Source organism: Achromobacter sp. 1011811831 (assembly GCF_059760905.1).
This window is the reverse complement of the sequence record NZ_JCBANG010000008.1, coordinates 102,250-114,077: the sequence shown is the minus strand read 5'-3', so window position 1 is coordinate 114,077 and position 11,828 is coordinate 102,250. Positions and strand designations below refer to the sequence as shown.

Annotated in this window: 12 protein-coding genes; 5 read left to right on the top strand and 7 right to left on the bottom strand. The window is 70.5% G+C overall.

Annotation, left to right across the window (positions count from 1 at the left end; genetic code table 11):
• The 3 genes from AC6LJ9_RS05490 to AC6LJ9_RS05480 form a co-directional block, all read left to right on the top strand.
• Nucleotides 1–1,478: aconitase family protein (locus AC6LJ9_RS05490; RefSeq protein WP_498146751.1), on the top strand; the 1,478-nt coding region annotated here is incomplete at its 5' end.
• A 21-nt stretch (nucleotides 1,479–1,499) separates the two neighbouring features.
• Nucleotides 1,500–2,414, top strand: coding sequence for a GntR family transcriptional regulator (locus tag AC6LJ9_RS05485; RefSeq protein ID WP_498146750.1), 915 nt, complete (start codon nucleotides 1,500–1,502; stop codon nucleotides 2,412–2,414).
• Nucleotides 2,415–2,442: 28 nt separating this feature from the next.
• Complete coding sequence (locus tag AC6LJ9_RS05480; RefSeq protein ID WP_498146749.1) at nucleotides 2,443–3,195, top strand: ABC transporter substrate-binding protein; 753 nt, start codon at nucleotides 2,443–2,445, stop codon at nucleotides 3,193–3,195.
• Here AC6LJ9_RS05480 and AC6LJ9_RS05475 read toward each other — a convergent pair.
• The 5 genes from AC6LJ9_RS05475 to AC6LJ9_RS05455 all read right to left on the bottom strand — a co-directional run bounded on the left by AC6LJ9_RS05475 (nucleotide 3,170) and on the right by AC6LJ9_RS05455 (nucleotide 8,092).
• Nucleotides 3,170–3,994, bottom strand: coding sequence for a creatininase family protein (locus AC6LJ9_RS05475; RefSeq protein ID WP_498146748.1), 825 nt, complete (start codon nucleotides 3,992–3,994; stop codon nucleotides 3,170–3,172). The two genes, AC6LJ9_RS05480 and AC6LJ9_RS05475, sit on opposite strands and share 26 nt — an antisense overlap.
• A 74-nt stretch (nucleotides 3,995–4,068) precedes the next feature.
• Nucleotides 4,069–5,067, bottom strand: a complete 999-nt coding sequence (locus AC6LJ9_RS05470) for a Bug family tripartite tricarboxylate transporter substrate binding protein (protein ID WP_498146747.1) — start codon at nucleotides 5,065–5,067, stop codon at nucleotides 4,069–4,071.
• 162 nt (nucleotides 5,068–5,229) lie between these two features.
• A complete protein-coding gene (locus tag AC6LJ9_RS05465; RefSeq protein WP_498146746.1) occupies nucleotides 5,230–5,904 on the bottom strand; it encodes a 4-hydroxythreonine-4-phosphate dehydrogenase in 675 nt (224 codons plus the stop codon).
• Between the two features lie 11 nt (nucleotides 5,905–5,915).
• Entirely contained in the window at nucleotides 5,916–6,917 is a 1,002-nt protein-coding gene (gene pdxA, locus AC6LJ9_RS05460) for a 4-hydroxythreonine-4-phosphate dehydrogenase PdxA (RefSeq protein ID WP_498146745.1), read from the bottom strand.
• A 26-nt stretch (nucleotides 6,918–6,943) separates the two neighbouring features.
• Complete coding sequence (locus AC6LJ9_RS05455; RefSeq protein ID WP_498146744.1) at nucleotides 6,944–8,092, bottom strand: four-carbon acid sugar kinase family protein; 1,149 nt, start codon at nucleotides 8,090–8,092, stop codon at nucleotides 6,944–6,946.
• A gap of 76 nt (nucleotides 8,093–8,168) precedes the next feature.
• On the opposite strand from AC6LJ9_RS05455, the gene AC6LJ9_RS05450 reads away from it, so the two are divergent.
• Both AC6LJ9_RS05450 and AC6LJ9_RS05445 read left to right on the top strand, forming a co-directional pair.
• A complete protein-coding gene (locus AC6LJ9_RS05450; RefSeq protein WP_498146743.1) occupies nucleotides 8,169–9,050 on the top strand; it encodes a LysR substrate-binding domain-containing protein in 882 nt (293 codons plus the stop codon).
• A gap of 97 nt (nucleotides 9,051–9,147) precedes the next feature.
• Complete coding sequence (locus tag AC6LJ9_RS05445; protein ID WP_212316696.1) at nucleotides 9,148–9,453, top strand: NIPSNAP family protein; 306 nt, start codon at nucleotides 9,148–9,150, stop codon at nucleotides 9,451–9,453.
• A gap of 43 nt (nucleotides 9,454–9,496) precedes the next feature.
• On the opposite strand, the gene AC6LJ9_RS05440 is transcribed toward AC6LJ9_RS05445, so the two are convergent.
• The gene (locus tag AC6LJ9_RS05440; RefSeq protein WP_498146742.1) at nucleotides 9,497–10,726 is read right to left on the bottom strand and encodes an MFS transporter; all 1,230 of its coding nucleotides are present in this window, start codon (nucleotides 10,724–10,726) and stop codon (nucleotides 9,497–9,499) included.
• A 107-nt stretch (nucleotides 10,727–10,833) separates the two neighbouring features.
• Entirely contained in the window at nucleotides 10,834–11,733 is a 900-nt protein-coding gene (locus AC6LJ9_RS05435; protein ID WP_498146741.1) for an amidohydrolase family protein, read from the bottom strand.
• Nucleotides 11,734–11,828 lie beyond the last annotated feature (95 nt).

Below are 11,828 nucleotides of genomic sequence, written 5' to 3'. Positions count from 1 at the left end.
CGCTGGCCGCGAGCGGCCCGCGCGCCCCGGGCACGCCGGACGGCCTGCCGGCCTATCCCGTGGCCATCGCCGCGATCACCAGCTGCACCAATACCTCGGACCCGGCGCTGCTGATCGCGGCCGGCCTGCTGGCGCGCAAGGCGCGCGCGCGCGGCCTGGCCGCCGCGCCCTGGGTCAAGACCTCGCTGGGTCCGGGCTCGCCCGCCGCCGCCAGCTACCTGCGCCGCGCCGGGCTGCTGGACGATCTGTCCGCCGCCGGCTTCGACATCGTGGGCTACGGCTGCACCACCTGCATCGGCAATTCCGGTCCGCTGCCCGAACGCGTGGCCCAGGCCGCGCAAGCCGGCCACGCGCGGCCCGTGGCCATCCTGTCGGGCAACCGGAATTTCCCCGGCCGCGTGCATCCCGACCTGGAGCTGGGTTTCCTGGTGTCGCCGCCGCTCGTGGTCGCCTACGCGCTGGCCGGCGACGCCGAGCGCGACCTGGCCGCCGAACCGCTGGGCTTCGACACCGACGGCGCGCCGGCCTACCTGCGCGACATCTGGCCCACGGACGAGGAAATCCAGGCCTGCCTGGACGCCGGCCTGGACGCCGCCGATTTCGCGCGCGACTTCCAGGCAGCGCAGGCCAACCCCGAATGGCACGCGCTGGCGGCGCCCTCGGGCACGCGCTTTCCCTGGCAGCCGGACTCCACCATCCTGCGGCGTCCGCCCTTCGCCGCGCTGGACGCCGGCAGCCTGCTCGGCCAGTACACGGCCCATCCGCTGCTGGTGCTGGGCGACGACGTCACCACCGACCACATCTCGCCGGCCAGCGCCATTCCGCCCGACAGCCTGGTGGCCGATTTCCTGGCGGCGCGCGGCGAGGACCGGCGCGACCTGAATGTGTTCGCCTCGCGCCGGGGCAACTGGGAAGTGATGCTGCGCGCCGCCTTCCACAGCCGCAGCCTGGTCAACCTGTACGCGCCCGTGGCGCCGGTGGCGCACACGCTGCACGCGCCCTCGGGCCAGACGCTGCCGCTGTGGGAGGCCGCCGAGCGCTACCATGACGCCGGGCTGCCAGTAGTGCTGGTCGCGGGCGAGCGCTACGGCACCGGATCGTCGCGCGACTGGGCCGCCAAGGGCCAGCGCCTGCTGGGCATACGCGCCGTGCTGGCGCTGAGCTTCGAGCGCATCCACCGCAGCAACCTGATCGGCATGGGCATCCTGCCGCTGCGCCTGCCGCCGCAATGGGGGCCGACCCGCCTCAAGCTCGCGCCCGGCGACCGCATCGAAATCAATGCGCCCGCCAGCGCGCTGCGGCCGCGCGCCACCGTGCCGGTGCGCGTGCTGCGCGCCGACGGCGAACAGCTCGCTTTCGACGCGATCGCGGCGGTCGAAACGCAGCTGGAAACCGAACTGCTGGCCGCCGGCGGCGTGATGCCGCGCATCCTGCGGCACGCGCTGGACACGGCCCCGGAGCGTCCGGACACCGCATGAAACCGGGTTACAGTGGAGCGCATGAAATCGCAGAGCTCCATCGCCGCGCAGATCGTGGGCCTGATCCAGGCCGAGGCCATGCCGCCCGGTTCGCACCTGCCCGCGCAGATGCTGGCCGACCGGCTGCGCGTATCGCGCTCGCCGGTCAACGAGGCGCTGCGCCAGCTGGCCGACAAGGGCCTGGTGGCGCGCATGCCGAACCGCGGCTATTTCGTGGCGCAGGACTTGCCGGATGCGCTGGCGCTGTCGCTGGACAACGCGCCGGATCCGGCGCGCGAGGCCTACTTCCGCATCGCCGACGACCTGCTGGGCGGCTCGCTGCCGGATGCCGTCACCGAGTCGCTGCTGCGCCAGCGCTACGGCCTGACGGCCAGCCAGCTGAACGCCGTGCTGGACCGCATCGGCGCCGAAGGCTGGATCGAGCGCCGGCCCGGCTACGGCTGGGAATTCTCGGCCATGATGCGCACGCCCGATGCGCTGCTGCAATCCTACCGGCTGCGGCTGGCGCTGGAGCCGGCGGCGCTGCTGGAACCCGGCTACCGGCTCGATCCCGCCGTGCTGGCGCGCTGCCGCCAGGCCGAAAAACACCTGCTGGACGGCGGCATCGAGACCGACAGCGCGGACCAGCTGCACGATCGCGGCGTGCGCTTTCACGAATCGCTGGTCGAAGCGTCGGGCAACGCCTTCTTCATCGACGCCATCCGCCGCGTGAACCGCGTGCGCCGGCTGCTGTCGTACCGCTCGATGCGCGACCGCAAGCGCTACCGCGAACACTGCGAGCAGCACCTGCGCATCCTCGACCTGCTGGAACGCGAACGCAACCAGGAGGCCTCGGACGCGATGCGCGAGCACCTGTCGAGCACGCTGCACAACATCGCCCTCATCACCCCCATCCTGCGTTCGCCCGACGCCGGGCGTCCGAACGCGCCACCCTGATCCGCGGGCCCCGACCCGCGCGCCTGCCATGAGCCCATCCATCGCCCTAGCCTTCTGCCCCACCGGAAAACTGCGCGCCGCGATCAATCTCGGCAATCCCATCCTTGCCCGCCTGGACGCGGCCAGCGGCCAGCCCGCCGGCGTCTCGGTCGACCTGGCGCGAGCCTATGCCGGCGAGCTCGGCGTCGAGCTGGAACTGGTGGTGGTGGATGCCGCCGGCAAGTCGGTCGACATCGTGACGCAGGCGCAGGCGGACATCGGCTTTTTCGCCGTCGATCCCGTGCGCGGCGCGGGCATCGCCTTCACCGAGCCCTATGTGCTGATCGAGGGCGCCTATCTGGTGCGGCAGGACTCGCCGCTGCGCGCCAACGAAGAAGTGGACCGCGCCGGCCTGCGCGTGGCCGTGGGCAAGGGCAGCGCCTATGACCTGTACCTGACGCGCGAGCTGAAGGCGGCCGAGATCGTGCGCGCGCCGACCTCGCCCGCCGTGGTCGACACCTTCCTGGAACAAGAACTGGACGTGGCCGCCGGCGTGCGCCAGCAGCTCGAGGCCGACGCGGCCCGCCATGCCGGGCTGCGCCTGCTGCCGGGCCGCTTCATGGTGATCCGCCAGGCCATGGGCTGCCCCAAGGACTATCCGGCCGAGGCCCGGCGCCACCTGGCCGATTTCGTCGAACGCATGAAGGCCGGCGGCTTCGTCGCCGACGCGCTCGCGCGCCACGGCATCCAGGGCGCATCGGTGGCGCCGGCGGCGGTCAGATCGGAATCGGCGGGCGCCTGACCTCGGGTTGCAGGCGCCGGGCCTCCTCGATGTGCCGGGCCGTGTTGCGCACGATGGCCTCCAGCACGCGCCTGCCCTTGTCCGCGTCGGCCACGGTGGCGTCGCCGCTGATGCCCGATTCATGTCCCCGCAGCATTTCGTCGGCGGTGATGCGCACCGAGATCACGTTCTGGTCGAACGGCGGCTGATAGGGCATGGGATTGGTCGGGAACGATCCGCCCGTCTGGTGCGGCTTGCCGGGAGCGGCCTGCGACATGTCCACCAGGTCCGGACGCCAATGCAGCATGAACGAGGTCTCGCTGTCGCCGCCATGGCCGTTTTCCCCGGCCTGGCAGATCTCGCCGACTTCCCTGCGCGCGATCAGGCCGGCGTCGACCACGGACACGTAGGCGCCGGTGGAAAAGCGCAGCTTGGCCGCGGCGATCTCCATCGGCGGCAGGTTGGCGATACGGTTGCCGTTGACGAACACGATCTTCTTGAAGCCGTGGTGGATCAGCGATTCGCCGATGTCCACCATCACGCTGATCAAGGTCTCGGGACGAAAGGTCAGCGCGCCGCAATAGGCCAGGTGGTGCGGCGACCAGCCCACGTGCTGCGGCGGAGCGACCAGCGTGCCGGTGGCCAGCGCCGCGCCTTCGGCCACGGCGATCGCCCAGCCGGTGTCGACCATGAGCGGGGTGTGGCGGCCGTGCTGTTCGGTGGCGCCGATCGGGACCAGGATCAGGTCGTCGTGCTTGAGATATTCCTGGACCGAAGTCCAGCTGCGTTCGTGCAGCCAGGGGCTGGAGGTCAAGAGCATGATGGTTCTCGCGGGATAAGGGATGGACTGCGGGTGCGACAAGCGGTGCGGCGCCCGGCAGGACGCCGCCAGCCTCACTGGAGCTTGATGCCGGCCTCCTTGATGACCTGCTTCCATTTCACGTTCTCGTTGCGCATCAGCTGCGTGAAGTGCGCGACCGAACCGCCTTGCGGCAGGATGGACAGCTCGGCCAGCCTGGAGCGCACCTGCGGATCCGCCAGCGCTTCATTGATGGCCTGGTTGAGCGTGTTGACGACGGCGCCGGGCGTGCCCGCCGGCGCCACGAAGCCCAGCCATTGATCGATCTCGAAGCCCTTGAGGTCGGGGTACTCGGTGACCGCGGGCACGTCGGGAAGGAAGGGAGACCGTCCGGCGCTGGTCACGGCCAGGGCCCTGAGCTTGCCCGCCTTGATATAGGGCAGCGCCTCCGGCGCCAGCGCCACCATCACCGGAACATGGCCCGCCATCACGTCCTGCAGGGCCGGCGCGCCGCCCTTGTACTGCACGCTTTCGGCGTCGACCTTGGCGTACTTCTTGTACATCTCCATGGCCAGGTGGCTGGGCGTGCCGGTGCCGGCGGTCGCGTAGCTCACGCGGCTGTTCCTGAGATAGTCGGTCAGCTGCGGCACCGTCTTGACCGGCGTCTGGGGATGGACCACGATGAAGCTCGGCATCTTGACGGCGGCCACGACGGGCGCGAAATCATGCAACACGTCGTAGGGCAGCTGGTACAGCCAGGGATTGACGGCCAGGCCGGCCATGGTCGCCAACATGATGGTGTAGCCGTCGGCGGTGGACTTGGCCACGTAGGCCGAGGCGATCTGCTCGCTGGCGCCGGGCCGGTTCTCGACCAGCACCGGCTGCCCGAACTTCGCGGCCAGCTTCTCGCCCAGCATGCGGGCCACCACGTCGGTCGAGCCGCCCGGGGCATAGGGCACGACGATCTTGAGCGGGCGCTCGGGAAAATCGGCGGCCGCCGCGCCAGGCGCGGCCGCGGCCAGGACGGCCCCGCCCAGGACCACGGCGCGCAATGCCGCGATCCAGCCGTCACAGGGAAATGTGTGCTTCCTCATTGCGAACTCCTTGCGGATGGTCGCCGGCCCATCGTTCTCGGGCTTGCCGCCCGGCTACGACTTGTTGGTCTGGGTACTGCCTGTGCAACGGAACAGCTTATGAATGCGCTTGCCCGCGCCCTTGAGGCAATTCCTCGGCGCGGACAATGAATAAGACGCGGCTCAGGACGCCGCCGCCAGAATGGTCCGCAGCTGCGCGAGCAGCCCGGGCCTGGGGGCCGGGAAGCGCTCGTCCAGCGCCGCGGTGCCCACCGTGAAGCCCGCCGCGCCCGCGTCGCGCACGATCTGGATGCGCGCCGTGGTGTCGATGGAGCCGGCCATGATCACGGGCACGTCGGCCTGCCGGCAGACCTCGGCCATCAGCATCGGCACGTCGACGCTGGCGCGATAGGCCAGCAGGTCCAGCCCATGCACGCCCGGCATCGCGCCGATGCGGCGGGCGCTGGCGACGATCTCCTCCAGCGTGCCGCCCAGGATGCTGGGGTGGCCGTAGACTTCGCCGGGAAACGGGTAGTAGCGGATGCGCGAGCCGGCCAGCAGCGGCAGCACCTCGTCCACATGCGTGCCGCCCAGCAGGTAGTCCACGCCCAGTTCCAGCGCCACCCGCACCGACGTCAGTTCGCTGTCCAGGTCCTGCGATACCACTTCCAGGTAGCTGGACGCGCCCGCCGCCCTGATGCGCTGGTTCAGCCGCGCCAGTTCTTCCACCGGCTGGCCGATGTCCTTGAAGCCGATGTGGCGCACGCCGGCCTCCAGCGCGGTTTCCAGGTACTCGGCGGCGCCCGCGACGGTGCGGTCGTTGCGCGTCAGCATGAAGATGAAGTCGGGATGGCTCATGGCGTCTGATCCTAGGAATGGGCGGCGAGGCGGAAGGCGTAGTCGATGGCGGTCTGCAGGCTGGCCGGATCGGCCTTGCCCTGCCCGGCGATGTCGAACGCCGTGCCGTGGTCGGGACTGGTGCGCACGAAGGGCAGGCCCAGCGTGATGTTGACGCCCTGGTCCAGGCCCAGGTACTTGACCGGGATCAAGCCCTGGTCGTGGTACTGCGCCACCACCACGTCGAAACGGCCCTGGCGCGCCTGCATGAAGACCGTGTCACCGGGCCAGGGGCCACTGGCGTCGATGCCCTCGCTCCGCGCGGCCTCGATGGCCGGCAGGATGATGCGGGCTTCCTCGTCGCCGAACAGCCCGCCTTCGCCGGCGTGCGGATTCAGGCCCGCCACCGCCACGCGCGGCGCGGCCACGCCCAGCGCGCGGCCGCCCTGGTGCGCCAGCCGGATGGCCGACATCTGCGCGTCGAAATCGGCGCGCTCGATGGCCTGGCGCAGCGAACAGTGGATGGTCACGAGCACGGTGGCGATGACGTCGTTCGCCAGCATCATGGCCACGCGCCCGGCGCCGCCGCGGTCGGCCAGGATCTCGGTGTGCCCGGGATAGGGCACGCCGGCGGCGGACAGCGCCTCCTTGTGGATGGGCGCGGTCACCATGCCCGCCACGCGCCCGTCGCGGGCCAGGTCGATGGCGTGACAGATGGCCTGGTAGGCGGCCTTGCCGCTGGCCGGATCTACCCGCCCCAGCGGCGGCAGGGCCGCCATCTCGGACGAAGGCAACAGGCGGATGGCGTCCGGCTCGAAGGCCGCGGCGGACACGGCCTCGTCCACGTCGCGCACCACGCGCAGGCGATCGGCGGCGCCCAGGGCATCGAGCGCGCGCGCCATCACGGCGGCATCGCCCACCACCAAGCAGCGCCGCGCGTAGTCGGGCTGCAACAGGGTCTTGGCGACGATCTCCGGGCCGATGCCGGAGGGGTCGCCCATGGTCACAGCCATGGGCAGTGCGGAAGCGGACATTGAGGGCTCCAGGAGGAAAGGGACGGTTATTGGCCGAGCAGGCGCCAGGCGGCGGCGCGCAGCGTATCGGGGCCGCCGAAGCCGCCCGCCTTCATCGCGAGCAGCAGGGAACGGTCGCGGCCGGCCAGGCCGGTGATGCCCAGCGGAAAGCCGGGCTCCAGTTCGGACAGCAGCGTGAAGGCATGTATGGCCTGCGCGTCGAGCAGGGCGGCCATGGTATCGCCGCCGGTGGCGATCAGGGCGTCGAAGCTGTGCGCCATGAGCGCGCGGCGGGCCTGCCTGACCAGACCGGCCAGCACCCTGGCCGAATCGCCGTCGGGCTGCGCGGGCGCCTGCAGGAACACGACGGAAGCGTCGGCGCGGATCTCGTCGGCGTCCTGGATGCGCTGCGCGCCGGCGGCCTGCAGCGCGGCGCATTGTTCATGGCTGACGCGGTTGGCGCTACCCACCACGATCAGCACGCGCGACGCGCGGCGCGGCGCCTGCGGCGCGGCGGCGCGCACGCCCAGCTGGAAAGCGAGCGCCTGCGCCATGCCCGGAGACCCGGCCCACAGACAGGAGTGCGCGGACAGTTGCGCCACCCGGTCGTTCAGCGCCTGCTGGCTGCTGGCGTCCAGCACCAGCACGCGCGCCTTGCCGGCGGCGGCGCGCAACTCGGCCGCACTCGCCTCCTCGGGCACCACGATGGACGGTCCCAGGGCCGGATCAATCAGGTCCAGGATGCGCGAGGTGCGCGCCGGATGCACGGGGTCCTGGCCATAGGAACTGGCGGCCACCAGCTTGCCGTGCACGTATTGGTTGCCGCCCAGCGTCAGCCGGCCCGCGTCGGGAAAGGCCGGCGCCACCACCAGCAGCTGGCGGCGGCTGGCGCGAAACGCGGCCGACAGCTCTTCGCGCACATGGCCGCGCAGCGTCGAGTCCATGGTCTTGTACAAGGTGCCGCACTCGGCCAGCGCCCGCGCGGCGCGCCACACGACCTGGCCGGCCTCGGCCTCGCCGAGCGCGCGGCTGCCGGTGTCGACCGACAGCACCGGCGCGTCGGAACGCGTCAGGCCGCCCCGGCTGATATGCGCCACGCCGGCCCATTCCATGAAAGGGCCGGCGCCATCAGCGGCGCTGGTCAGGTCGTCGGCGATGATGCCGACCTGGTTCGCGGGGTCTTTCTGCGTATTCATATTGGTGATTAAAATGCAGATCACCAGGCAGAAAAATCCATACTTTCTGACTTTTTATGGTGATGGAAACTCACCAATGAAAACGACCCGACGCCCTTCCCTGAACGACATGCGCGCCTTCGAGGCCGTCGCCCGGCTGGGCTCCATGCGCGCGGCCGCCGACGCGCTGGCGCTCACCCACGGCGCGGTCAGCCGGCGCGTGGCCAAGCTGAGCGACGACCTGGGCCTGGAGCTGTTCGAGCCGGCCGGCCGCGGCCTGCGCCTGACGGCCGAAGGCCAGGCCCTGGCCTCGGCCATGGGCCGCGCGCTGGCCCTCATCAACGACACCATCGACTCGCTGCGCGACCGCGACGCCAAGCGTCCGGTGGTGCTGTCCTGCGAACGCTCGGTGGCGATGCGCTGGCTGATCCCTCGGCTATCCGCCTTCCAGGACAGCCATCCGGAGATCGAGCTGCACCTGTCGGTCGGCGGCGGGCCGCTGGATTTCTCGCGCGACCAGGTCTCGCTGGCGCTGCGCCGGCTGGACTTCCCCGTGCACCCCGACTGGCGCGTCACGCCGCTGATGCGCGAAAGCATGGGGCCGGTCATGACCCCGGCCCTGCTGCCCGGCTTCGAGGCCGGCGACTATGTGGCGCTGGCCTCGCGCACGCGCCCGGCGGCCTGGGACGACTGGCTGGGCCAGCAGCCCGGCCGCGCCGCGCCGCGCGCCACGCGCTACCTGGACCACCATTTCCTGATCGTCGAAGCCGCCGCCGCCGGCCTGGGCGTGGCGCTCTGTCCGCGCATCCTGGCGCTGGACGACCTGCGCAGCGGCCGGCTGGCCGCGCCGCTGGGCTTCGCGCCCGACGGCTCGGAATACGGCCTGATCGAACCCAAGGCCGCGCCCCCCGGCGCGGCACCGGCCCTGGCGGCGCTGAAGGACTGGCTGACCGGCGCGGCGCGCGAGGCCGACGCCTGAAGACAGCATGGCCAGACGGGCCTCTCGCGGTTGACGCGAGTCGCGCGTCTGCCTAGGCTGCGCATCTCACCCACCCACACAAGGCATGGCGCATTCCATGGTCACCTGCTATCTCCGCTACGTCATCGACCCGTCCAAGCTGGCCGAATTCGAACACTACGGGAAACTCTGGATCCCGCTGGTCGAGAAATTCGGCGGCAGCCACCACGGCTACTTCCTGCCCTCCGAAGGCGCCAACAACATCGCGCTGGCGCTGTTCACCTTCCCCAGCCTGGCGGCCTATGAAACGTACAGGAATCAGTCCAAGGACGATCCGGCATGCGCGGCGGCGTTCAAGTACGCCGAAGACACGCGCTGCATCCTGAGCTACGAGCGCAGCTTCTTCCGGCCGGTGTTCGGCTGATCACGGACGGGACCGGCGCGCGCCGGTCCCGTCCGCGTCGCGCTCAGGACAGCTCGCGCCCCTTGGTCTCGGGCAGCAGCAGCGCGGTCAGGATCACCATCACATAGGCCCCGGTGGCGAAGGCGCCGATGGCCCAGGCCAGCCCATGCGTCTGGCTCAGGAAACCCACCAGACTCGGGAACAGCGCGCCGATGCCGCGCCCGAAGTTGTAGGCGAAGCCCTGTCCCGTGGCGCGCACCGAGGACGGGAACAGCTCGGTCAGGTAGGCGCCGATGCCGCTGAAGATGCCCGAGGCGGCGAAGCCCAGCGGAAAGCCCAGCACCAGCATCTGTTCATTGCTCAGCGGCACCTGCGTGTACAGGTAGACGCTGGCCGCCGACAGCACCGAGAAGATCAGCAGGTTGGCGCGCCGGCCCAGGCGGTCGGCCAGATAGGCGCCGACGATATAGCCGTAGAACGAGCCCAGGATGATGACCAGCAGGTAGCCGCCCGTGTTCAGCACGGACAGGTTGCGCTCGGTCTTCAGGAAGGTCGGCAGCCAGGTCGTGATCGCGTAGTAGCCGCCCTGCACCGCCGTGCACAGCAAGGAGGTCACCACCGTGGTCTTGAGCAGGGCCGGCGAGAAGATCGCCCAGAAGGACGTGCGCTGCGCCGCGTCCTTCTGCTTGGCGAGGTTGCGCTGGAACACCTCGGGCTCGGGTACGTGCTTGCGGATGTACAGCACCAGGAAGGCCGGCAGCACGCCGATCCAGAACAGGCTGCGCCAGGCCCATTCGGGCGGCAGCAGCGAAAAGGCCAGCGTGTACAGGATCGCCGCCGCGCCCCAGCCCACCGCCCAGCCGCTCTGTACCGTGCCCACGGCCTTGCCGCGATGCTGGGCGCGGACGATCTCGCCCATCAGCACCGAGCCGACCGCCCACTCGCCGCCGAAGCCCAGGCCTTGCAGCGCGCGCAGCACGAACAGCTGTTCGAAGTTCTGCGCGAAGCCGATGGCCACCGTGCAGACCGAGAACCACAGGATGGTGTATTGCAGCACGCGCACGCGGCCGTAGCGGTCGGCCAGGATGCCGGCGAGCCAGCCGCCCAGCGCCGAGAACAGCAGCGTGACGGTGCCCAGCATGCCGGCCTGACCCTTGTCTATGCCCCACAAATTGATGAGCGTGGAGATCACGAAGGTGAAGACCATGAAGTCGAGCGCGTCGACGGCCCAGCCGCCAAAGGCGCCGATGAACGTGCGGCGCTCGGTGACGCTGAGCTCTTTGTACCATTGCATGCGGATGCCTCTTTGATGTTGCAAGGGGAAGATGCGCGCGCGGATGCCGCCGCGGCGCGGATGAATAAGCGATGCGGGCTTGCCTGGCCCCCGCGTGGCCAGGGCGCTCAGACTGCCGGGAAGCCGTACAGCCGCTGCGGGTTGTCCACCAGGATGCGTTTGCGCATCTCCGGCTCCGGCGCCCAGTCCGCCAGCTGGTTGCGCAGCCTGCCCGTGTCGACCATGCGCGTGATGTGCACGTGGGGCCAGTCGCTGCCCCATACCAGCCGGTCGGGGGCGGCCTCGATCAGCGCCCGCGCCCATGGCGTGACGTCGTCGTGGCTGTCGTGGCGTTCGCTGATGCGATAGGCGCCGGACAGCTTGGCCCACCAGCCGTGTTCGCGCAGCAGATGGCGCATGGCCTGGAAGCCCGCGCTGTCCGTGCGCTGCGCCACCGGCATGTGGCCCATGTGATCGATCACGCCCGGCACCGGCAGCTTGCGCATGCGCGGCATCAGCTCGGGCAGCTGGCGCGCATCCATCAGGAACTGCATGTGCCAGCCCAGGCCGGCGATGCGCCGCGCCAGGGTCTCCATCGCGTCGAAGCCGATGCCGCCGCCGAACAGCACGTTGATGCGCAGGCCGCGCACGCCGGCGGCGTGCATGGCCTCCAGCTCGGCGTCCGTCACCGTGGGCGCCACCACGCCGATGCCGCGCAGCCGGTCCGGATGGCGGCGCAGCACTTCCAGCATGTAGCGGTTGTCGGTGCCGTAGACGCTGATCTGCACCAGCACGCCGCGCGCCATGCCCTGCGCGTCCAGCATGGACAGATAGGACTGCTCGGTCGCCGGATGCGGCGTGTAGCTGCGCTCGGGCACCATCGGATAGGCCCGCGCGTCGGCCGCCACGACGTGCGCGTGCGTATCGCAGGCGCCCGGCGGAATCTCGAAGCTGGCCACTTCGACCCGTTCCAGGGGCGGCAGGCAAAAGGGAACGTCCTGCCCGGGACGCGTCGGACTGCTGCGCATGCTGTTCCTTCCTGAAGCTGACATACGAACGCCGGCGTATCGCGGCTGCGGGCCGGCGCAACGGGCGCAATACTAGGTCCAATCGCGCACGAATG

Excerpts from the sequence above, each read along its gene's own strand:
- AC6LJ9_RS05485 (WP_498146750.1), top strand. The coding sequence starts at position 1,500 with ATGAAATCGCAGAGCTCCATCGCCGCGCAGATCGTGGGCCTGATCCAG.
- AC6LJ9_RS05480 (WP_498146749.1), top strand. The coding sequence starts at position 2,443 with ATGAGCCCATCCATCGCCCTAGCCTTCTGCCCCACCGGAAAACTGCGC.
- AC6LJ9_RS05475 (WP_498146748.1), bottom strand. The coding sequence starts at position 3,994 with ATGCTCTTGACCTCCAGCCCCTGGCTGCACGAACGCAGCTGGACTTCG.
- AC6LJ9_RS05470 (WP_498146747.1), bottom strand. The coding sequence starts at position 5,067 with ATGAGGAAGCACACATTTCCCTGTGACGGCTGGATCGCGGCATTGCGC.
- AC6LJ9_RS05465 (WP_498146746.1), bottom strand. The coding sequence starts at position 5,904 with ATGAGCCATCCCGACTTCATCTTCATGCTGACGCGCAACGACCGCACC.
- pdxA (WP_498146745.1), bottom strand. The coding sequence starts at position 6,917 with ATGTCCGCTTCCGCACTGCCCATGGCTGTGACCATGGGCGACCCCTCC.
- AC6LJ9_RS05455 (WP_498146744.1), bottom strand. The coding sequence starts at position 8,092 with ATGAATACGCAGAAAGACCCCGCGAACCAGGTCGGCATCATCGCCGAC.
- AC6LJ9_RS05450 (WP_498146743.1), top strand. The coding sequence starts at position 8,169 with ATGAAAACGACCCGACGCCCTTCCCTGAACGACATGCGCGCCTTCGAG.
- AC6LJ9_RS05445 (WP_212316696.1), top strand. The coding sequence starts at position 9,148 with ATGGTCACCTGCTATCTCCGCTACGTCATCGACCCGTCCAAGCTGGCC.
- AC6LJ9_RS05440 (WP_498146742.1), bottom strand. The coding sequence starts at position 10,726 with ATGCAATGGTACAAAGAGCTCAGCGTCACCGAGCGCCGCACGTTCATC.
- AC6LJ9_RS05435 (WP_498146741.1), bottom strand. The coding sequence starts at position 11,733 with ATGCGCAGCAGTCCGACGCGTCCCGGGCAGGACGTTCCCTTTTGCCTG.